Below are 21,927 nucleotides of genomic sequence, written 5' to 3'. Positions count from 1 at the left end.
TTAGACTTACGTGATCTCCTGCCGGGATGTTGGCCGTTAGCCGTCCGCCTACGCGGCAAGTTCATCGAACGACGCGGCCGCCACCGTCTCGGTTTCCGGCACTTCGGTCGTGGTCGTCGGACACGCGAGGGGCGTTGTGACGGTCACCGTGGCGGCGCGCGACGCGGGTGGCCTGATCGCGCAGCAGAGCTTCCCTGTGACGGTGCCCAACCGGCCGCCGGAAGCGACGGCCGATATTCCGGACCAGACCGTGTTCGCAGGTCAGACCGCGACGGTGGATGCGTCCGCCTGGTTCCGCGATCCGGACGGCGACGGCCTGCGCTACGCCGCCATGTCGTCCAGAGCCGCGGTGGCAGCGGTGGCGGTGTCGGGAGTGGAGATCGCGATCCGGGCCCTGGCCCCCGGGGTCACGAGGATCGCCGTGCGGGCGAGCGATGCGGATGGCGCGGGCGTGGAGCAGGCGTTTCAGGTGACCGTGCCGAATCGGGCTCCGGATCCGGTCGGGACGATTACCCCCCTAACGCTGCCGACCGGCGAGACGGCCACCGTGGACGTGTCCGGCTACTTCGTGGATCTCGACGGAGAGAAACTCTCCTTCGCGGCGGCGACGTCGAACGCGGCCGTGGCCGTCGTCTCGGTGGTGGGAGATTCGGTCGCCGTGACCGCAACCGGGAGGGGACTCGCGACGATAACGATCACGGCTCGCGACCCGCAGGGCGAGGCGGCCCAGCAGAGTTTCCGAGTGACCGTGCCCAACCGGGCGCCGCAGCCGGTGGGGACGATTCCGCCGCTGGCGCTGCCCTCCGCCGGGACGGCCACCGTCGATGTCTCCTCCTATTTCACCGATCCGGACGGCGACGCGCTTTCCCACTCGGCGATCTCGTCGAACGCGGGGGTGGCGGCCGTCTCCGTGTCCAGCGGCGTCGTGACCGTTCGGGCGCTGTCGCCGGGCGACGTCACTGTGACGGTCACGGCCAGCGACCCCGGAGGCCTGACCGCCTCCTCCGCGTTCGACGTCAGCGTGGCCAGTGCCCCCGGCTTCCAGATCGAACTCGTCTTCGCGACCCCCGTGACCCGGACTCAGGAGGCAGCCTTCGTCCGCGCGGCGCAGCGGTGGATGGCGGTTCTGGCGCCGTCCGACCTCCCGGACGTGGCGCTGAACCGAACCGTGGGCTGCGACGGCGATCCGCGATTCGAGCGCTCCGTCGCGACGATCGACGACTTGATGATCGTGGTGGCGGTGACCGAGATCGACGGTCGGCGCGGGGTCCTCGGACGAGCCAAGCCCTGCTGGATCCGGACCGGCACGTCGTTGCCCCTCTACGGCGGGATCGAGTTGGATGCTGCCGACCTCAATCGGCTCGAGACCGGCGATCTTGAGGACCTGATCCTCCACGAAATGGGGCATGTGCTCGGCATCGGCACCCTCTGGGACCGGCTGGGGTTACTCCGGAACCCCGCCTCCAAAGACGATCAGCGCGACACCCACTTCACGGGCCGGATGGCCATCGCCGCGTTCGATGAAGCCGGCGGCGCCAACTACGCCGGCGCCAAGGTGCCCGTCGAGAACACCGGCGGCCCGGGGACCTGGAACGGCCACTGGCGGGAAGGCGTGCTGACCACCGAACTCATGACCGGACAACTGGATCGCGGTCCGGAGCCCCTGAGCGCGATCACGGTTCAGTCCCTTGCGGACCTCGGCTACTCCGTCGATCCGGCGGCGGCCGATCCGTACCGGCTCCCCGACGCGGACGCCGCCCGCGCGGTCGAGGAAGACGAGGGGATACCGTACGGAGACGACATCTGGAGAGGACCCATCGTCGTGGTCGACGAGGCAGGGCGGATCGTCCGAGTCATCCAACGCCACTGACCCGGTACTCGGGATCGAAGCGCTCCACCCCGCCGCCGTAGTCCCGCGCTGATTGCGCCCTCATGCGGGCGGGGCGACGTTGAGGACATGCGCCGATTCAACACCGCCGGCCCCGTCCGGCCGGACGAGCACTACTGCGTCCCGCCGCTGGACCGGGGGAGCTTGGCCGGCGTGCTGGATCTGATCCGCTCCAAGGCCTACTTCGTCGTCTACGCTCCCCGGCAGACGGGGAAGACCTCCGCCCTGCTGGCCCTGCGCGACCTGCTGAACGGCGGCGCCGAGGGCGAGTATCGTTGCGCGTACATCAACGTCGAACCGGCGCAGACGGCCCGCGAGGACGTCGGACGGGCGACGGGGGCGATCGCCACCGAGATCGCCCACGAAGCCGAGGACACGCTGAACGATCCGGCCACGGCCGAGGCGGCGCGGGACCTCGACACTACGGGGCGTCCCGATGTTGCGCTGGGGACGCTGCTGCGCCTGTGGGCGAAGGCGTCCGCCTCGCCGCTCGTGCTCCTGATCGACGAGATCGACGCGCTGGTCGGCGACTCGCTCGTGTCCGTGTTGCGGCAACTCCGCGCGGGCTACGCCCACCGCCCGGCCGCGTTCCCGCACAGCGTCGTGCTGTGCGGCGTGCGCGACGTGCGCGACTACCGGATCCACTCCGGATCCGGGCGGGAAGTGATCACGGGGGGCAGCGCGTTCAACATCAAGACTCGCTCGCTCCGCCTGGGAGACCTCACCCGGGCCGAGGTCGAGGCCCTGCTGGGCCAGTTCACGGCCGAGTCGGGCCAGGCTTTCGCCCGGGAGGCGCTGGAAGCCGTGTGGGAGCAGACGCACGGGCAGCCCTGGCTCGTCAACGCTCTTGCACAGGAAACATGCTTCCCCTCCGGCGCGCCCCTTCCGCGCGACCGTCCCATCTCCGAGCCGGACGTCTTCGAGGCAAGGGAGGCGCTAATCTTGCGCCGCGAAACGCACCTGGACCAACTGGCCGACAAGCTGCGCGAGCCGCGGGTGCGCCGCGTGATCGAGCCGCTGCTGAGCGGTGACGATGCGGCCTATTCCGGCCGGGACTTCGAGTACGTGCGCGATCTTGGACTGGTGGCGCCGGACCCGCCGCTTCGTATCGCCAACCCCATCTACAGCGAAGTGCTGCCCAGGGAACTCACCTGGGTGCTTCAACAGGCGATGCCGCAGCAGCCGATGGCCTGGTACGTCGATGCCGGCGGCGGCCTCGACATGGACAAGCTGCTCGCCGCCTTCCAGGACTTCTTCCGGCAGGACTCGGAGCACTGGGTCCAGCGCGCCCAGTACACCGAGGCGGGCCCCCAACTCGTGCTGCAGGCGTTCCTGCACCGCGTCGTGAACGGGCGGGGGCGGATCGAGCGGGAGTACGCGCTGGGAAGCCGCCGCGTGGACCTGCTGGTCATCTGGCCCGGCGATGAGGGGCGCGCCGACCGGTTCGTCGTCGAGTGCAAGCTCCTGAAGGATGGCGGTTCACACGCCCGAACCGTCGAGCAGGGACTCGAGCAGACGGCTGGCTACATGGATCTCTCCGACGCCGACGCCGGCCACCTCGTCGTCTTCGACATGCGCGAGGGAAGGACCTGGGCCGAGAAGATCTACCGCGAGGAGCGCCGCCGAAACGGCGCGACCATCACCGTGTGGGGCGCCTGATCGACCGCTGAGTCTCACCGGTGCGGACGTCGATTCCCATGTCCTCGAAGTCCGAACGTTGCGCGGGATTTCGGTCCTTCACGTTCCCCTATTCGTTACCTCATTCGAGGAATCGTGGCAAACCATTGCCCCCCATAAAGTTGGGGGATTACACCCTATATTGGGGGGTCGTGTTCTCTCTGTCAATCACGCGTCTTTTTCGGCGCCGGCGGCGGTGGCGGCGGCGTGCAGTTCGAACGAGGGAAGCAGGCTGAATCTCCCCGAATAGCGGCGTCCCGGCTCGACGACGCCCTCCTCGCACCTCTCGAGAAAACACCGTGAGCCAGGTATGGGACGTCAGCGCCGGTGGACCTCGCTGTTCGGAAACCCGACCGCCACAAGAGGGCGACCGTGACGTCAGGGATAGGCGGTGGACACGCGGGTGCCCTCTCGGAGCGCTTCCTCGATGCTGAGGAGACGGGTCTCGACACCTTCGAGCCGCTGCTCCACGCCGCTGATCTCGGCTTCCATCGCGCCCATGCGGCCCCCGAGATGCCAGACGCCGCTGAACCCGAGGGAGAGGAGCGTGACGAGCGACACGAGCCCGTTCATACCAGCGATCCAGCGATCAGGATTCTTCGTCATGTTTCCGGCTCCACCTTCCTGGACACGGCACTTACAATGGGTCGATCCGGCACGCCCCTGCAATCGCTGCGGTCGAACCCCTGACGACCTCATGATAGGGTGGCGGATCAAGAGACTCTCAACCGCCAAGCGGCTACTGAGTCGGCGGGTCGGGCAGGCCCCGGTCGCGGATGAGGTCGGCGAGTTCGCGTACTTCTTCGCTCAGGCCGGCGACCCCTTCCCGCATCTCGCGCACTTCCGATTCGAGGCCGGTCACACGCAGCTCGAGTCCGGTCACATGTGTTTCGATGCCGGTCAGCCGCGTCTCGATGCCGGTCAGCCGCGTCTCAAGCGTGGACATTCGCGGCTCGATGCCGGCGACCCGATCGTTCACGCCAGCGATGCTCGCCACAAGTTGCACCTGTGTTTCACCGAGCCTCACGGTCTGGTTCCACACGAGCGTGAAGGCCGCGGTGACGACGGTGAGCGCGACCGTGAGGGAGAGGCCCAGGCTCCAGCGCGTGACCGTGATGCCGTCGGCGGCTCCCGAGGGTCGGACGCGCGAGCGGGACGAGCGGTCGTCGACGCGCGTCCGGCCGGCATCGGCTCCGGCCCGGGGTGTGTGCGCGTTCGGCTTGGGCATGGACGACTCCTTCGGCGATGATCTCAAGCTAGCGGTTCGAGCTCCTGCACCAAAGCTCACCGATGAGATCAACGGGGCGTCAACGGAGACCGCGCGGCGCGGTCAGCGCGGCACCTCGACGGACTCGACGACGATCGTGAACGGCACGGCCCGCATGAGTCGCTGCTCCGGGGCATCGAGCGGGATCCTGGACCGTCCCGAGGGTGGACGGTCGGCGGCCGGAGCAGCCATTACGTAGATGTCGAGCTTGCCGGTCCCGTCGGCCCGGTCGGACGCGAAAGCGATGCTGGCGCCGTCGGGAGACCAGGCGGGGGTAAAATCGAGACCGGGGTCACGGGTCAGCCGCGTCAGGCCGGTGCCGTCCGCGTTCATCACGTAAATCTCGCTGTTGCCGTCCCGGTTGGACGTGAACACGATTCTGGCGCCATCGGGAGACCACTTCGGGTAGTCGTCACGAGCGGCGTGGTCTGTGAGCCGCGTCAGGCCAAGGCCGGGGCCGACATTCAGATCCTTCGTGTAGATCTCCATGTTGCCGTCGCGGTCGGACCTGAAAGCGATCCTCGTCCCGTCGGGGGACCACGCGGGGTTCTCGTCCCGTGCAACGTGGGTGGTCAGCGGCCCCACGGTCCGGCCCACGGGCCACGCGTAGATGTTGAAGTCGCCGTCGCGGTCGGACTCGAAGGCGATTCGGCCATCCGGGGACCAAGTGGGGTAGTCGTCGTGGCCGTCGTGGCGCGTCAGCGGCGCCGCCGCCCCGTCCGAGAGATTCTGCGTCCATATCTCGCGGTAACCGTTGGGGTTGCCCGGGGAGGCGCGGTCGGACGAGAACGCGATCACGTCCCCGCGGGGCGACCACGCGACGTTGTCCTGCCAGGCGGATCCTTCGTGGGTCAGTTGAACGAGGCCGGCGCCGTCGGCATTCATCAGGTAGATCTCTGAGGTCCGGCCGTCCCGGGATTCGCCCGTGAAGGCGAGGTGGGCGCCGTCCGGTGACCACGCGGGACTATGGGCATCGCCCGAGTGGTTCGTGAGCCGCGTCGGGACGGCGGGCGCCGAGATGGTCATCGTGACCGCGATCGAGCAGTTGTTGGCGGTGTTCGTCTCGCCGGTCACGGGGTCGACGCACATCCCGAAGTAGGTGCTTCCGGAGGCCGCACTCACCGCCACGGAGATCCTCAGCCGGACGGTCGCGGTGGCGGCGGGCGCGAGCGCTTCCACCGCGATGTCGTCGCTTGCCACCCGGTCGGAGGTGGTGATCGCGGCGTCGTTCGACTCGTGCGCCCTCGAGTTCGTTGCGGGCGAGGCGGCGTTGCCGGCGTTCCGGATCGTGAACTCCACGACGCCCTCACCGCCCGGCGCCACGGTGATCGCTTGCGGACTCACCCCGCTGAACTCCAGGTCGGGGGCCGCCGCCCGGCGCACGCTCACCGATACGCTTTGCGCCGCCGTCAGGCCGCCCGGATCGCGGGCCGTCACCGTCACCGTCGCCGCGCCCTCCGCCACGCCGGTCAGCGTCAGGCTGTTGCCGGAGGTCGCGGCGGTCGCCACCCCCGCGTTCGAGGTCGCCGCCGTGTACGTGAGCGCGTCCCCGTCGGGATCGCGGAAGTACGACGCCACGTCCAGCGTCGCCGTCTCACCCGCGTTCACGTTCTGCGCCGGAACCGAGCCCACCGCCTCCGGGGCGCGGTTCGGCGTCTGGACCGTCACCGCCACGCTCTGCGCCGCGGTCAGGCCGCCCGGATCGGCCGCGGTCACCGTCACCGTCGCCGTGCCGTCGGCCACCCCGACCAGCGCCAGGCTGCTTCCCGACATCTGGACCGACACCACCCCGGCGGCCGACGTCGCCGCCGAGAACCCCAGCGCGTCCCCGTCCGGGTCGCGGAAGTACGAGGAGACGTCCAGCGTCGTCGTCTGGCCCGTGTTCACGCTCTGGGCCGGTATCGAACCCACCGTCTCCGGGGCGCGGTTGGGTGTCTGCACCGTCACCGCCACGCTCTGCGCCGCCGTCAGACCCCCGGGGTCCCGGGCCGTCACCGTCACCGTCGCGGCGCCGTCGGCCACGCCGACCAGCGCCAGGCTGCTCCCGGACACCGCCACCGAGACCACGCCCGGGTCCGACGCCGCGGCCGTGTAGGTCAGCGCCCCTCCGTCCGGGTCGCGGAAGTACGACGCCACTTCGACCGTCGCCGTCTCGCCGACGTTCACGCTCTGGGGAGGGATCGCGCCCACCGCCTGCGGCGCCTGGTTGGGCGGGGGCGGAGGAGGAGGCGGCAGCGGGTTTTCCCCCCCGCAGGCCGCGACCGCCAGACCGACGCCCGCCAGGCACAGGGCCAGCCAGCCCGCCCTCATCCCGCCCGGCATACGCCCGAGTATGACCGATCCGGTCAGGGATCCCTCGTCAGCTATCACCACGCTGACCTCCTCGCCTTCCACGCACTTCGACGGACTCGACGACGATCTTGAACGGTGCCGCCGAGGCGAGGTCGGAGGGTTGCCGGCCGACCGGTTGCTGTGAAACGGCCGCGGGAAGCCGCAGCGCGTAGATGTCGCCGTCGGAAGAGAACGCGATCCTCGTCCCGTCGGGTGACCACGCGGGGGTGCGATCATCGGCGGAGTTGTTCGTAAGCCTCGTCTGGCCGCTGCCGTCGGCGCCCATCACGTAGATTTCCCGGTTACCGTCAAACCGGTCGTCGCGGTCGGACGAGAAAGCGATCCAGGTCCCGTCGGGCGACCACGCAGGGTGCTCATCAAACGGATCCCTAAATTCGACACGGCCCCTCGTGAGGTTCATCTGGCCACTGCCGTCGGCGTTCATCACGTGGATGTCAGCGGGAACGATGACCTGGAGGAGACCCGCCGTCGGCGCCCACTGGTGGAAGGCGATCTTGCTCCCGTCCGGTGACCACGCGGCCGCCTCATCAATCAGGGAGGTGTCCGTCAGTTGAATCGGGCCGCTGCCGTCGGCGTTCATCACGTAGACGTCAGGGTAGTTTGGTTCCAGAAAATCCTCCGGCGCGCGGTCGGACGAAAAGGCGATCCTGGTCCCGTCCGGTGACCACGCGGGGTTGGAATCAAGTGCCGGGTCGCTCGTCAGATTCGTCTGACTGCTGCCGTCCGCGTTCATCACGTAGATCTCTTCGTTGCCGTCGCGGTCGGACTGGAAGGCGATCCTGCGTCCGTCCGGCGACCACGCGGGGGAACCATCGCTTGCCGAGTTGTTCGTCAGCCGCGTCTGGCCGCTGCCGTCCGCGTTCATCACATAGATCTCGATGTTCCCGTCGCGGTCGGACTGGAAAGCGACCCTGCGCCCGTCCGGCGACCACGCGGGGTTGGAATCAAGTGCGTTGTTGTCCGTCAGCTGCGTGAGGCTGTCGGCCGCGGCGATCGTCAGCCGGACGGCGCTCGAGCAGTTGTTGGCGGTGTTGGTTTCGCCGGTCACCGGGTCGACGCACATCCCGAAGTAGGTGCTTCCGGAAGCCGCACTCGCCGCCACGGAGATCCTCAGCCGGACGGTCGCGGTGACGGCGGGCGCGAGCGCTTCCACCGCGATGTCGTCGCTCGCCACCCGGTCGGAGGTGGTGATCGCGGCGTCGTTCGACTCGTGCGCCCTCGAGTTCGTTGCGGGCGAGGCGGCGTTGCCGGCGTTCCGGATCGTGAACTCCACGACGCCCTCACCGCCCGGCGCCACGGTGATCGCTTGCGGACTCACCCCGCTGAACTCCAGGTCGGGGGCCGCCGCCCGGCGCACGCTCACCGATACGCTTTGCGCCGCCGTCAGGCCGCCCGGATCGCGGGCCGTCACCGTCACCGTCGCCGCGCCCTCCGCCACGCCGGTCAGCGTCAGGGCGCTCCCGGAGGTCGCGGCGGACACGACCGCCGCGTTCGACGTCGCCGCAGTGTACGTCAGCGGGTCCCCGTCCGGATCGCGGAAGTAGGACGCCACGTCCAGCGTCTCGGTCTCACGCGCGTTCACGTTCTGCGCCGGAACCGTGCCCACCGCCTCCGGGGCGCGGTTCGGCGTCTGCACGGTCACTGCCACGCTCTGCGCCGCGGTCAGGCCGCCCGGATCGCTCGCGGTCACCGTGACCGTCGCCGTGCCGTCCGCGACCCCGACCATCGTCAGGATGCTCCCAGACATCGAGACCGATACCACCCCCGCGGCCGACGTCGCCGCCGAGAACCCCAGCGCGTCTCCGTCCGGATCGCGGAAGTACGACACCACGTCCAGCGTCACCGTCTGACCTGTGTTCACGCTCCGGGCGGGGATCGAACCGACCGTCTCAGGCGTGCGATTGGGCGTCTGCACCGTCACCGCCACGCTCTGCGCCGCCGTCAGGCCCCCGGGGTCCCGGGCCGTCACCGTCACCGTCGCGGCGCCGTCCGCCACCCCGACCAGCGCCAGGCTGCTTCCGGTCACCGCCACCGAGACCACCGCCGGGTTGGACGTCGAGGCCGTGTACGTGAGCGCCCCTCCGTCCGGGTCGCCGAAGTACGACGCCACGTCGATCGTCGCCGTCTCGCCGACGTTCACGCTCTGGGGAGGAATCGCGCCCACCGCCTGCGGCGCCTGGTTCGGCGGGGGCGGCGGAGGAGGCGGCAGTGGGTTCTCGCCCCCGCAGGCCGCGGCCGCCAGGCCGATGCCCGCCAGGCCGATGCCCACCAGGCACAAGGACAGCCTGCCCGCCCAGGTCCTGCGTTTCGCGCGATCTTCCACGGCCCGCCTCTCCCTCATCTCGTCAACTCCTGTCGTCCGTCAGTTCGCGCCGTCCAGCTCGGCCAGCTTCGCGCGGGCTTCGCGGGGGGGCTCGAACGACGCGTCGGCGGGTGCCCACGCCGCGAGCGCGCTCCGCAGGTGCTCCCGGGCGCCTTCCGGGTTCCCGTTCACCTCCAGTACGGAGGCCAGCTCCAGGTGCGCGTGCGGGTCCGCGGGGATGCGGCGCAGCGCTTCGCGCAGTTCGGACTCGGCCTCCGCGAGGCGCCCCGCCGCGCGGAGCGCGCGGCCGGTCTCGAGGTGCAGGTTGCGGCCGGGGTCCAGCGCCATCGCCTCGCGGAAGCGCTCGACCGCCGCGTCGTAGTCGCCCTGGAGTTCGTCGATCCGCCCGCGGTCGGCGATCAGCAGCGGCCGCTGCACGCCGAAGTCGTTCGCCTCCATGGCGGCGATGGCCGCGTCGTACGCGCGGAGCGCCGCCTCGCCGTCGCCGGCCCCGAGCGCGATGCGGAGCCTCCAGCGCGGCACCTGGAAGTCGGCCAGGGCAGGCGGCAGCCTCGCCTGCAGGGAGTCCAGCAGGAGAGCGGCGGCCCGGTCGCGGCCCGCCTCGAGGTAGAGGTCGATGTCGGAGAACCGGTCCTGCGCGATCTCGACGGGCGCCAGGATCAGCGACACCTCGTCGAGCCACGGGCCCGTCGTCCCGATGGCCGCTTCGAGCTGCCCCCGGAACCGGTGGTACGCCTTCAGGCCGTCGAGCGCGGCGGCCCGCTGGTCGGGCGTGTCGGCCAGCTCCAGCGCCTGTTCGTACCCCCGGCGCGCCTCCTCGAAGCGGCCCGTGTCGAGGTCGAGCGAGGCGAGCTCCAGGGCCAGGTCCGGCAGCGTAGGCGCGACAATCAGCGCCCGGCCGAGGTGTTCGCGCGCCCGTTCGTGCTCCCCGCGCCGCCGGTCGATGCGGGCCATCTCCACGTGGCCCGCGACGTCGTCCGGGAACTGCTCCACGTACCGGCCCAGCGCGCTCAGGGCGAGTTCGTACTGCCCCAGCCTCCGGTGAACATCGGCCATGTCCATGAGGAGGGAGTGCTCGCCGGGGCTCAGCCGGTACAGCGTGCCGAGGGTCTCCAGCAGTCCCTCCCAGTCCCCCCTCAGGGTCTGCACGAGGCTGTAGTAGTCGAGCGCCGCCGTGTCCTCGGGATAGAGGTCGACCCACATCTCGATCACGGCCCAGGCCCGGTCCGCCTGCTGCGTGATGAAGTAGTAGTCGGACTTCACCATGAACCCGGCGCGCTCCGGCAGGCGGTAGGCGTTGTCCACCGCCATCGAGATCGGGGCGATGGCTTCCTCGGGCTCGTTGGCGGCGAGGAGCAGCATGGCGAGTTCGTACTGGGCCAGCGCGAACGTCGGGTCCAGCGTCGTCGCCACGTCGAACCCTTCGATCGCGGCGCCGAGGTCCAGGGTGGGGAGGAAGAGTTGTTCGGAGGCGCGGCCGAAGGCCTCCCACGCCGCATCGTTCTCGGTCAGGCGCTCGCGGACGGGGAGGTTCTCGACCTCCGGGCGGTCGGGGATCCGCAGCGCCTCGGCGAGCGTCGCGGACATCTCGTCGATGAGTGCGAGGAAGTCCGGCCCCTCGTGCAGGGTCTCGCTCACGGGCGACCCGCGCCGCGCCTCGTGCACCGTCAGCGTCACCCGATAGCCGGCGTCCCCGCGCCCGACCGCGCCCGACACCATGAACGGCGCGTGGAAGTCCCGCGAGATCTGCCGCCTGAGGGCCGGCGGCACGCCGCGCAGCGTCGGCAGCCCGAGTTCGAACAGGCGGTGCGCGAACTCGCCGGGCGCCACCGCCTCGAAGAAGTCGTCGGCGGCGAGGTCCAGCTCGAGCGCAACGGGCGCGGCGTACGTGAGCCAGGCCTCGTCCTCGCCGAGTCCGGGGCCCGCGTCGAACGGGAAGAGCGCCGCCCGCTTGCGGAACTCCGTCTTCGGGATGACGCGCTCGACGGTCTCCCCGTCTTCCGTCTCCACGGACACCGAGGTCGTCGCCGCCCCGAGATCCCTGCCGCCGAAGAGAAGGAACAGGGCGACCGCGGCGACGGCGAGGTTTGCGGGGATCCCGACCTTCTCGGCCAGCGGCACGTCGTCCCGCCCCCGCCGGCCGTGGAACCACGCGAGCATCGCCACGCTCGGCAGCACCAGGAGGAGCGCGGTCATGACCACCCGCGTCCAGTGCGGAGAGAGCAGGAACTCGTCGACCAGGAAGCCCGTGAACTCGATCAGCGCCCACGACCCGCCCGCGTAGAGCGCGAGCATGTGCGGCACGCGCCGCGCCATGAGCTCCCTGGCCAGCCCCGTCACCTGACGTTCACGGTCACCGTCTGCGTGGCCGTCAGGCCGCCCGGGTCCGTCGCCGTCACGGTCACCGTAGCCGTCAGGTCACTCGTCGCACCCTCGCCCAGATTGAGGACGAGAAGGGGGCGATTGCCCTCCCATATCACGGTCGTGGCCACGACCACGTCCTCGTCCGAGCTGCTCGCGGTGTAGGTGAGAGGATCGCCGTCGGGGTCGCGGAAGTACGGGGTCAGTTCCACCGACGTTTCGCCGTCGGGGTATTCCAACTCCTGCGCTGGAATCGTTCCCACGGCCTCCGGCGCGCGGTTCGACCCGGGGATGACCATCACCTCGACGTCGAGCGTCGCGGTCAGGCCGGAGGGGTCGGCGGCCGTCACCGCGACGACCCCCTCTCCCGGCGCCACGCCCGTGACCGTCACGACGTTCCCGTTCATGCTCGCCGTGACGATATTCGGGGTTCTCGACACCGCCGTGAAGGTGAGCGCGTCCCCGTCCGGGTCGATGAAGTGCCGTCCCTCCACGATGTTGTGCATGTGAGACTCGCCCACGGTAAGGCCGTCGAGACGCCAGCCCGACCTTACCTGCGGCGGGCGGTTGGGCGTCTGTACGACCGCCACCGCCACCGTCTGGGTCGCGGTCAGGCCGGCCGGGTCGGTCGCGGTGAGCGTGAGCGTCGTCCGGCCCAGAGACACCCCCGCGATCGTCACGGTGTTTCTGGAAACGCTCGCCGCGGCCACGCTCGGGATGGTCGACCGCACCCGGTACGAGAGCGCGTCGCCGTCCGGGTCGCGGAAGTACACCGACGCGTCCAGCGTGTGGCTGGCGCCGACGGTGAGGCTGATCGCCGAGATCGTCCCCACCGGCTGCGGGGCGCGGTTGCCGACCCGCACGGCCACGGTCTGGACCGCCGCCAGGCCGCCCAGGTCCGCCGCCGTCACCGTCACGGTGGCGCTCCCCGCGCCCACGCCGGCCACGTTCAGGACCGTCCCGGAGATGCCCACGGTGGCGACGCTCGGGTGGCTTGACCATGCCGCATAGGTGAGCGCGTCCCCGTCCGGATCGCGGAAGTACGAGGAAAGGTCCACCGACCTGCTCCCGCCGATGGACAACCTCATGGCCGGAATCGTCCCCACCGGCTGTGGCGCGCGATTCGGCGTCGTCACCGTGACCGCCACTGTCTGGGTCGCCGACAGTCCGGCCGGGTCCGTCGCCTTCACCGCGACCGTCGCGCGACCCCGCGCCGCGCCGGTAATCGTCAGGGCGCTCCCCGACATGCTCGCCGTGACCACGGCGGCGTTGCCCGACAACGCGGTATAGGTGAGCGGATCCCCGTCCGAGTCGCGGAAGTAGGGGGACACGTCCACGACCGCGGACTGGCCGACGGACACGACCTGCGCGGGCACCGTCCCCACCGCCTCCGGCCCTTCGACGCAGAACGGCCCGGGGTGGTGGTCCCCGATCCCCGCCAGCCACGTCCGGAACGCGGAGGTGTCGGGTGCGCAGAGAGCGGCGTTCTCGTTCCACCAGAACCGGCCGAGCGAGAGGTTCAGGAAGCTCCCAGGAAGCCGGCCGCTCAGTGCATTCAGGGCCAGATTGAGGTTGTTCAGGTTGGCGAGGCCGCCGAGTTCGGGCGGGATCTCACCCGTGAGTTCATTCCGCAGCAAACTGAGAGATCGAAGGTTGGAAAGGGCGCCGAGTTCGGGCGGAACCGCGCTACGCTGATCGTATGGTGTCATAAATACATATATAACAACGTTTTATACAAATCCACCATCTCGTGGCGTATCACTCTGAATATGCAAAAGTTACCGGGAATCCCTTCCCCCTTACTAGAGCTTCTCGGACGGAAACTGCTGGCCGTCAGCGGCGAACAAGGCAAAACCGCCTGCCTTGGCAAACCCGATCCGAGTGCTTCGTATGGCACTCCCAGATTACCAGAACGCGCCGCCCGATTCCCCTCCCCGGCCGCTTCGTTTCGCCGGTCTCGCCGGACGTTGGGATCCAGCTTGCGGCGCCAGAAGTCGTGCCAAGCCTCGGACACCGGCAGTTTCTTTCGGCGTGGAGGCGATTAACGGGGACCTCGAAACTTGCGCCGCACGGCCCGTCGAATCCTATCGATTTTGCGCATCCCCTTAGCTTCAGCCGACGAGGGCGACCGTTCCGGCGGCTGAGGATTTCGGAGCTGTCCTTGTAGTAGCGGGCCGAAAGCGTCCGGGGCAACCGTAGGGCCCAACACCGAGCAGCTAGATCCGACGGGAACGACGAGGCAAGTGCGGTGCCGGTCTTGACGGACAAGCAACTGTGGCAGTCCGGGCACCGGTGCGACACCGGGAATTCGACATCCGAGGGCGGGGACTCAACGGGCCATCGTGAGCAATCGAAATTAGGTCATCGGGTCTCACCGCAAACTCTCACCTCAACTCCTCGAGCCATACCTCGAACCGGAGCGAATCGAGCACGCCTACATGAAGACTGCCGTTCACGAGGAACGTCGGCGTTCCCCGAATTCCCAGTCCTCGTCCTGCCGCTAAGTCGGCGTTCACGAGCGCGTCAATCTCGCTACCCGCAAGGCAGCGGGCAAAGTCTTCAATACTCACCACGCGTGCCTGTTCCGCCAGCCCAGCCAGCCCGGCTTCGGACGTGTCCTCAATCCAACCGTTGGCAGAATAGAGCAACTCATGGAACTCTCAAAATCGATCCTGCTTTCCCGCGCACTCCGCTGCTCTCGCGGCCGGATAAGCCGATCCGTGCCCTGGCAACGGAAAATGTCGATATACCAGCGATACATCGTTTTCATGTTTTCTCAGAATTGCCCTCAGGTGCGCCTCCGATTCTCTGCAGTAAGGGCACTGATAGTCACCGAACTCGATGATCGTGACGGCTGCGGTTTCGGGTCCCAATCGATTCCCGACATCGGCATACCGCTGCCAGCCTGAAACCTCCTGCGATTCCCTCGACGAAACATCTGGACCAACCATCCGAAAGAGCACCACTCCTGCCACAACCACCGCCGCCAATCCGGCACCCAAGGATGCGAAATCCATCGCTCGCTCCAGCCAATTCGCCTTCGCCATCAATCATCTCCGTCGTGGTTTCTGTTGGCCAAACGCAATTGCCGGCGGGGAGGGATGGGGCGCGAGCCTGCCGTCCATCCATTGAACACACTCGCACCCAATCCTGCCAGGATCGTCTTCTGGTAATGAGACCGCCAGATCTCGAAACATGTTCTAAGGAGCGCACGTCCGATCAATCAGATACCGGTGAATGTACGGTATGCCGAAATCGCCATACGTGGCACCCCAGACTTCGTCACGGCTTGCGAGGGCAACCGCGAGACGAGGATCCCACGGAACCAGCGAACTGCGACCGTGCCCGATCTCCACTGTGCCTTCCAGCGCTCCATCCGAATCGTAGACCTCCCAGATATCGACGCGGTCCTCACGCATCTCTCGAAGCAACCAGATGGTTCCGTCCGTTCCAGCCACGACCTGCCTGACCGGGGGAAGATGCTCCGGCATCCAAAAAACTCCGCGTGCGGCACGGCGCGTACGCGCGCGTGTTGTCTCGGTTAGCTCAGAGCCCTGTGTGTAGTCTCCGGCCCTCCAGCCCGCATACTCGTCCGCCAAGCGGCGTTCCATCACGCGCGTGACTTCGCGTGGCTCGTACTCGACGGACCGATGCAGGAGTGTGTCTCCACGGATCGATATCACCAGAAGGTCGAAGGTCGGTGGAGTTGCGTCTTCATGCACTTTTCCAATCTGCACGACTGCAGAGCCGTTGGGCGTGACCGCAGCGAGGTATTCCCCAAGTCCGATAGGGGGGAGGTCCCTGAGCGGGTGTTGGCCGGGAAACAACCGGGCGTCCCTCTCATGCTCCACGGCGTTGCCCGGCCATTCGATGGTGGTGATCGTGTCCAAAACTTCGCCTGATCGCGAGAGGCGGCGCAACGCGAGGCCAGGGTTCTCTCCACGGGATGACCAAGCTTGCCCATCGGTGGTGCGACGCCTGCCGACGAGAGTACCGTCGGCTAGCATGCGGCCCGGCGTCAGGCTGGACCCTTCCTCCGGCACCCCCAGCGAGAACTGAATGACCTGCTCCGGTCGGTGCTCATCAGAAGTGAACAACTGGATCCGGTTGAAGTCGGCCACCCAAAGGGTGTCTCCGATCCAGCCGACGGCCCGCGCCGCAAGCTGTATATCACCTGGCCCCTGGCCCGCGCGACCAATCCGGCGAAGCACCCGACCATCAAGAGAGAAGACCGTGACCGAGGGCACCATGGCCTGAGCGACATAGAGGGCGCTGTCGGGACCGATCGCGAGATCCAAGACGCTTGCAACGAGGTCCGTGCTTTCGGGGGATCCGATCCGCAAGGCCTCTTCCAACGGCCATGGCGTCGGACACGCGGCCTGTCCGCGCAATGCGCTCGGGACGCAAAGGAGCGAAACAATCAGAGCGGTCAGTAGACGCAAGCATGCCTCCGATGGTGTCTTTCTAACTCGGTCGTTCTCGAAACCGGGCAGAGCGCACCGGCATGCCGGTAGCGTTCCCAGCGTTTCCCCACGCCTTCAGATCACCCTACGCTGACGACGTATCCACCTTCGGTACGACGAAAATTAGAACAGTTCAGGCTGGCATCCGACCCAATACAGCCCGCCATCGCACGCGCCCGCATCACAGTAGGTGGAGCAAGCACCAATGGCTCCGCACTCGTCGCCACCGCAAGATGCGGCACAGCCGCCTGCGTTCCTGCAGGAACTGCCGGATGCTGGGACTACGGCCTCGGCCGATGTGCCCGCGAGAGCAAGGAGCATTACAAACAAGGCACTCACCGACGTCACCAGCCGCTTCTGCCGCTTCTTCATGAAACGATCCTCCCGGCGCCCGAGCGCCTCGAAAAGATGGAACTCGCAAACCTGAAACGTAGCCAGATTCAACCAATCGTGCCAACCTACGAAGCCGCGAGGTCGAGTCAAATGTCTGCGTATCAGTGTCTTGCGCACTCAACGCTGCGATCAGGCGTCAGTACAGGATCGACCGACATGCGATCCCGGAAGAACCCCGCGCGACGCTGTCGTCTCGCCGCCTGACGATTCTCAGCGGCTCGGTCCGGCGTCGCGGTCCGGCCCGCGCGTGGGCGGCCTTATCACCAGCCGTGTCCGCGCGGTCTCGCGCCGCCAGATGTCCCGTAGTACTCGGTCAAGCCTGTCACTTGCTCGTCGAGCCGCTCGATTCGCCGCCTCAAGGTGGCGTTCTCCCCGGTCTGCCGCTCGACTTGCCGCCGCAAGGCCTCGACCTGTTCGGAGTGCCGCCGCTGTTCCCGCTCGTACTGCTCGGACAACCTCCGCAAGGCCCTCGTCAACTGCCCCTCTAACGCGCTCATACAGCCTCCTCACTCGTTCGACAGCTTCAAGGCCGGACGGTCGTCCACCCGCCACGGCGGACGGTCCAGCACGCCGTCCGGCACCACGACGAACCGCTCGCCCTTGATCTCGTGGAACACGAGCCCCCAGGTGTCCACCTCCAGTTGGGCGAGCGTCCGCCGGGCGTCCTCGATGTCCCGGCCCAGTTCGGCGCGGGCCTCGATCCGGGTGTGGATGCTCCCCGACAACCAGCGCATCGTCGCCCAGCTTCCGCCGAAGGTGCCGAGCGAGAGGCTCAGGCCGACGATCAGGGGCCTCATCCAACCCTTCATCAGCAACTCGCGCATCCGCCCGGTCGCCTCCTCCGTATCGCGCCTGATGGTACGCAGCGCGTATCTCACGGCGCGCCGCGAGTTCCCGGCGAGCCGTTCGAGCTCGTCGGCGGTCAACTCCTCGATCTCCCTGCGCTCGGTCTCCAACTTCTTCCGCAGCCGCTCGGTCAAGTCGTTCGCGTTGGAAATCAACTCCGTACAGTTCTCCTTTCAACCGCCACCGTTTCCCCGTCTCGGGGTCCATGGCGGTCAGGTAGTCCATGCCTTGGCGGGGCACTTCGAGGCCCGCCTCCCGTAGCGCGGCGACGACCTCGTGGCGATCGCGCACCGCGCCTTGCTCGACGCGCTGGAGCAGGTAGTCGCGGATCAGGTCTCGGGGTGAGGCTTCGAGCCGAAGGCCCGCCCGCAGTTGCGCCGCCTCGATGTAGGCTCGATGACCCGGTTGCTGCACCCTGGCCCGCGCCGGATCGTCCGGCCGGCTCCAGCCGTGTTCGTGGTTGAAGGCGTCCTGGAGCGCGGCGAACGTCTTCTCCCAGCCGGGCGGGGCGATGTTCAGGCGCATCGCCGGAGGGCCAAATCCCGGCAGGAAATCGGCTAACTACTTACAGGGCTGCACGATCTGCGTTTCCTGCCGTTGAGCTGGACCTTGCTGGACTGTGCCGCTAAGGCGGGAAAACCGCGTTAGAGTGGCGGGAATCCCGGAGGGTCTCCATGCTCCCCCGACAGGCCGACTTGAAGTGTCCGAATCGCCGAGCACGATCAGCCGTTCCGGACCAAGGCAGCCACCTTCTCCACCGTCTCGATGATCGCGCCGCGCCCCCCGCCCCAGCAGAACCGCCATGGCCGGTCATTCGGCCAGAGTTGACGAACGCGGCGACCGAAGTTGGTGCGAACGAATCGAAGGATCACCAGCCCGTGATGGTCGGCCGCGTGCCGTTCGAGTTCGGGCAGGGCGCGGCGCCAGTTGCTCCCCCATCCGGTCCGTACGAACGTGGCATGTAACTGCGGGTCGCGCTCGCGCAGGGCCTCGCGGACCGGCGCTTCCAGTTTGGCCGCCTCCTCGGCCCCCCCGGCCACGAGGATCCTGACGTGTTTCCGCCGGGTTGGCGGCCCAACCGCACCGTCACCACCAACCGCCCGAGCACCGCCCAACTGTCGGGCGAGCGCCCGGTGCCTGTCGCGCATCTCTTGGTAGAAAGAGCCGTCAATGCCGTACCCCGCGATCCGTGCCAGAATGCCGGCCGCGTCATGGAGCCCGTCTTCGGTGTCCTGGGACGCTTTTCGGTGGAACAGTTTCCTCAGAATCCCGGTCGCGGCCTCGAACTCTCCTAGAGCCTCGTGACTCCGGGCGCACGCGATCTCCGAGTCCTCGCGGCTCCAAGCCGGATCGTATCGCGCCGGGTCGTGGAGGAGTTTCTGAAACTCCGGGATCGCCACGCCGTCCAAAGCGAGATGTTCGAGTTCATCCAAAGCGTCTCTGGCTCGTTCGTGCGACCGTGCGTGCATGTGACCCCGGACAGCGGCGCGAAGATCGGCGGCCCGAAGATCGGCGGCCCTACCGCTGGCGCTCGCCCGCGAATGGAGCTTCTCGGCAAGGAGCGAGCAGTGTTGCAGGGCCGGATCGCACTCGGCGAGCGCGTCCAGCACCAATCCGTCGGCAGCCTTGATGATCGCTTCGGACACATGCCGGAGCTTCTCCTTGTCCTCGGCTAGGTCGAATGCTTCGACGGTCTCCCTGACGAGGTGGATTGGAAACCGGACACCGGACGCGAGTGCGTCCACGATGACGCTGGCGGCGTGCGCGAGCTTGTCGGGCTGAAGCTGCCGAGCCTTCGCGATTGCGGCATAGAGGTTGGATCTTGGCACCAAGCTTCCGTAGGATTGAACCCGCTTTGAGAAACGCAGGTGCGCGGCTACGAGATGGCGCTCCGCCGCATCGTCGTCGTTGCCTCGGGCGAGCGCGAGGACACCGAGACAGTAGTGCCCGTGGGCGGAGCCGTCGGTTTCTTCCCCGACTGATCGCCGAAAGTGATTCTCACCCGTGGCCAGACGCTCACGAACGGTTTCCACGGCGGCGAGGCCGGTCGGCAGCGCAACATCCTCCATGGCGTCGAATCCGCCCGCCATCAGGCCGAGATCCGCGTACACCATCGCGCGGGCGTTTGGATCCGGATCTGCGACCAGAAGATCCTTCAGAATCCGCTCGGCCCGCTCGTGCTCGCGGAGCGCCCGGAGACTGTGCGCGAAGCGGCGTCTGGCGTCGAGCAGGACCCGCTGTTCCGGAGCCGAGCCGGTTTCCTCCAGCTGTTCGCCGACCCGGACGAGCAGGTCAAAGATGTGGCGGGCGTGGGCGGCGTCGCCTTCTCGGAGAAGGTCCGTGGCTGCGGAAAGGAGCGGATCGAAGAGCCGGGGTTCCGAGATCAGCGCACGGTCGGTCAGCGACCGCCCGATCTCGGCTGTTCGGCCTACCCAGTGCAAGGCCCTCACGATGGGAAGAACCGCGAACGGCGAAGCTTGGCTTCTCCCGCTCACCAACTCCCTGACGAATGGGTTGTCGTCGTACTCGCGCACGATCCGGTCCCATCGTTCGTGCGCCGCCCATGCCTTCACGGCTCCCGTCCAGTACCATTCCAAACGCGCCGCACGCCTGACGCTCAAGGAGTCGTCCGCGCTGCGGTCGAAGAGCGCGTCCCTGTATCCCGCGTGGAAGTAGGACTCATGCCGAGTGCCGTTGAGCCCGACGAACTCGTCGATCACGGCGTCGATCTCGTTCTCGCTCAGCGCCCCCCGCGTCTCCCGCGCACAGTCGTCGAGCGCCCGCTCGATAAGCCGGTCCAGGATCGTGAGCGATGCCGGAAGGGAGGACGACGAGAGATGTCGGCGTACCGGGACGCCTTCCCCCTCGGCTTCATCACCTGAAGCCTCCTCCATGATCCCTGTCGATGACGTGGAAATGTCGCTGGGGTCGTCTTCGGCAAGGCCTTCCCGATCCGGAGGCTCCGCCGCCTGACGTTGCGGAACATCCGCGTCGGATGTCTTGATTGCGGTCTTGGCCGCACTTCGCTGAGCGGCCTCAACCGACTCCATACCGCCTTCCGTATCGCCCACGCCCCAACGATCCCTCAGCCACGCGCACGACCTCTCCCCGAGCGGCGCTCCGACCTCCCAAAGGGCAAGGATGTAGATAGCCACGGCCCGGTCCCCGTACTTGTCGGCCATCTTGGCCGCAACGGTTGCCAGAACGTCCTGCGATGCGTCAACGCTCTCGACCGATTCGAGTTGGCCGTCGTCGTGCGGTATTCCAAGGCCGTTCAGAAAGGCCCGGATCATGGGGAGACGTGTGGGTGTGTCGACGCAGTGAAGGAAGAGGATCTGTGTGACGATCGGATCTTTCAGTGGAACGGTGCAAGCGGTCCGGACAATCTTGTCGATTGGCCAACGGCGAACGGTCTGCGGACGAAAACTCATGGCGTCGGCCACCGCCTTGCAGACCGTCTCGCGTCCGATGTCATCGCTCTCGATGAACCACCGAACGCCGTCCTCGCGCTCCTCTCGGTTCAGCACGTTCCACAAACTCACGGCGCTCGGCCGCACACCCCGCTCCACCAACCGCCTAAGCCGGGGGTCGATTCCCGCGCGGGCACCCATCCGAACCGCCGTGGCTGGAGCCGATTCATCGCTTTGGGGGTCTGGAGCACCGGCGCGGCGGTTGCCAAGGATGATCTTGCCGAGTTTGGTCAGGGGCATGGATAGCGCAGGGGAGGATGGGTTGAGGCGGAGCGTGAAAATCTAATGCTCCCGACGCCCGAGAGCGGTGACCGGACGTGCCGCAGCCCTCCGACGGGGATCAGACGCGGTTTCCGAGGGACTGAGGGCGCGTTTCGGGTAATCTACGGGCCGTGGGATCGCGTAGGATCGACGATCTCAAGTCTCCGAGGGGTACGGGTAGGGCGGAATGTGGCGCGCGGCAGCGCGCGCCGCCGCCGCCCTCGTTGCCCGGCCGGCAGCAAGGGGGTCGGGGAGCTTGGCCGCCACCGGCTGGTCGAGGCTGTTCCGGCCGGTGCCCGGAGAGGCCGTTTCGGAGGCCGTCCCAAGGCTGGCTCGACGCACGCTAACGTCGTTGAGCCAGCCCACCCGCTGGGGCCACGCTTCGCGCGTCCCCGAGCGGGGCTGGCGAGGGGGCCGTGCCCCCTTCGACCCCCAGCGTTCCGATCCGATTTCTGAGCATCGGACCGGAGTGAATGTAGCCGCCGTCCGAACCGCCGCGAACCCGCGCGACGTGGTATCTTCCTTGAGAATTGCCGGACGGCAAGAGGCATGGCCGAAGCGTTGGGAAGATACGATGGCCGGACCGAACAAGAAGCTGGTTGCCGCCGTGGAGGCGTACTTCGCCG

Annotated in this window: 11 protein-coding genes and 1 pseudogene; 2 read left to right on the top strand and 10 right to left on the bottom strand. The window is 67.9% G+C overall.

Annotated features, from left to right (window positions below):
• The first annotated feature begins 136 nt into the window (after positions 1-136).
• Positions 137-1,870, top strand: a complete 1,734-nt coding sequence (locus tag RN743_RS08440) for a leishmanolysin-related zinc metalloendopeptidase (protein WP_310778843.1) — start codon at positions 137-139, stop codon at positions 1,868-1,870.
• An 87-nt stretch (positions 1,871-1,957) separates the two neighbouring features.
• Complete coding sequence (locus tag RN743_RS08435; RefSeq protein ID WP_310778840.1) at positions 1,958-3,547, top strand: hypothetical protein; 1,590 nt, start codon at positions 1,958-1,960, stop codon at positions 3,545-3,547.
• Positions 3,548-3,943: 396 nt separating this feature from the next.
• Here the strand turns inward: RN743_RS08435 and RN743_RS08430 are convergent, their stop codons facing one another.
• The 10 genes and pseudogenes from RN743_RS08430 to RN743_RS08385 form a co-directional block, all read right to left on the bottom strand.
• A complete protein-coding gene (locus RN743_RS08430; RefSeq protein WP_310778837.1) occupies positions 3,944-4,171 on the bottom strand; it encodes a hypothetical protein in 228 nt (75 codons plus the stop codon).
• 133 nt (positions 4,172-4,304) lie between these two features.
• The gene (locus tag RN743_RS08425) at positions 4,305-4,793 is read right to left on the bottom strand and encodes a hypothetical protein (protein WP_310778834.1); all 489 of its coding nucleotides are present in this window, start codon (positions 4,791-4,793) and stop codon (positions 4,305-4,307) included.
• Between the two features lie 102 nt (positions 4,794-4,895).
• On the bottom strand, positions 4,896-7,202 hold the full coding sequence (locus tag RN743_RS08420; RefSeq protein WP_310778831.1) for a CARDB domain-containing protein: 2,307 nt from the start codon (positions 7,200-7,202) through the stop codon (positions 4,896-4,898).
• Positions 7,192-9,525 carry a CARDB domain-containing protein gene (locus RN743_RS08415; RefSeq protein WP_310778829.1) on the bottom strand — a complete coding sequence of 778 codons (2,334 nt, stop codon included), beginning with the start codon at positions 9,523-9,525 and terminating at the stop codon, positions 7,192-7,194. The genes RN743_RS08420 and RN743_RS08415 overlap by 11 nt, the downstream gene beginning before the upstream one ends.
• Positions 9,526-9,546: 21 nt before the next feature.
• On the bottom strand, positions 9,547-11,847 hold the full coding sequence (locus tag RN743_RS08410; protein WP_310778827.1) for a tetratricopeptide repeat protein: 2,301 nt from the start codon (positions 11,845-11,847) through the stop codon (positions 9,547-9,549).
• Complete coding sequence (locus tag RN743_RS08405; RefSeq protein WP_310778824.1) at positions 11,844-13,505, bottom strand: hypothetical protein; 1,662 nt, start codon at positions 13,503-13,505, stop codon at positions 11,844-11,846. Before RN743_RS08405 ends, RN743_RS08410 begins: the two co-directional genes overlap by 4 nt.
• 747 nt (positions 13,506-14,252) lie before the next feature.
• A pseudogene (locus tag RN743_RS08400) lies at positions 14,253-14,819 on the bottom strand (thioredoxin domain-containing protein).
• 249 nt (positions 14,820-15,068) lie between these two features.
• Positions 15,069-16,310 (bottom strand): hypothetical protein, encoded by a 1,242-nt coding sequence (locus RN743_RS08395; RefSeq protein ID WP_310778821.1) that lies wholly within the window; start codon positions 16,308-16,310, stop codon positions 15,069-15,071.
• Between the two features lie 920 nt (positions 16,311-17,230).
• The gene (locus tag RN743_RS08390) at positions 17,231-17,725 is read right to left on the bottom strand and encodes a hypothetical protein (RefSeq protein ID WP_310778818.1); all 495 of its coding nucleotides are present in this window, start codon (positions 17,723-17,725) and stop codon (positions 17,231-17,233) included.
• 567 nt (positions 17,726-18,292) lie between these two features.
• Positions 18,293-21,013 (bottom strand): hypothetical protein, encoded by a 2,721-nt coding sequence (locus RN743_RS08385; RefSeq protein WP_310778815.1) that lies wholly within the window; start codon positions 21,011-21,013, stop codon positions 18,293-18,295.
• Positions 21,014-21,927: the final 914 nt, after the last annotated feature.

The sequence above is a fragment of the Candidatus Palauibacter scopulicola genome, assembly GCF_947581915.1.
Classification (GTDB): Bacteria; Gemmatimonadota; Gemmatimonadetes; order Palauibacterales; family Palauibacteraceae; genus Palauibacter; species Palauibacter scopulicola.
This window is presented reverse-complemented; position numbering and strand designations above follow the sequence as displayed.

Excerpts from the sequence above, each read along its gene's own strand:
- RN743_RS08425 (WP_310778834.1), bottom strand. The coding sequence starts at position 4,793 with ATGCCCAAGCCGAACGCGCACACACCCCGGGCCGGAGCCGATGCCGGC.
- RN743_RS08435 (WP_310778840.1), top strand. The coding sequence starts at position 1,958 with ATGCGCCGATTCAACACCGCCGGCCCCGTCCGGCCGGACGAGCACTAC.
- RN743_RS08415 (WP_310778829.1), bottom strand. The coding sequence starts at position 9,525 with ATGAGGGAGAGGCGGGCCGTGGAAGATCGCGCGAAACGCAGGACCTGG.
- RN743_RS08430 (WP_310778837.1), bottom strand. The coding sequence starts at position 4,171 with ATGACGAAGAATCCTGATCGCTGGATCGCTGGTATGAACGGGCTCGTG.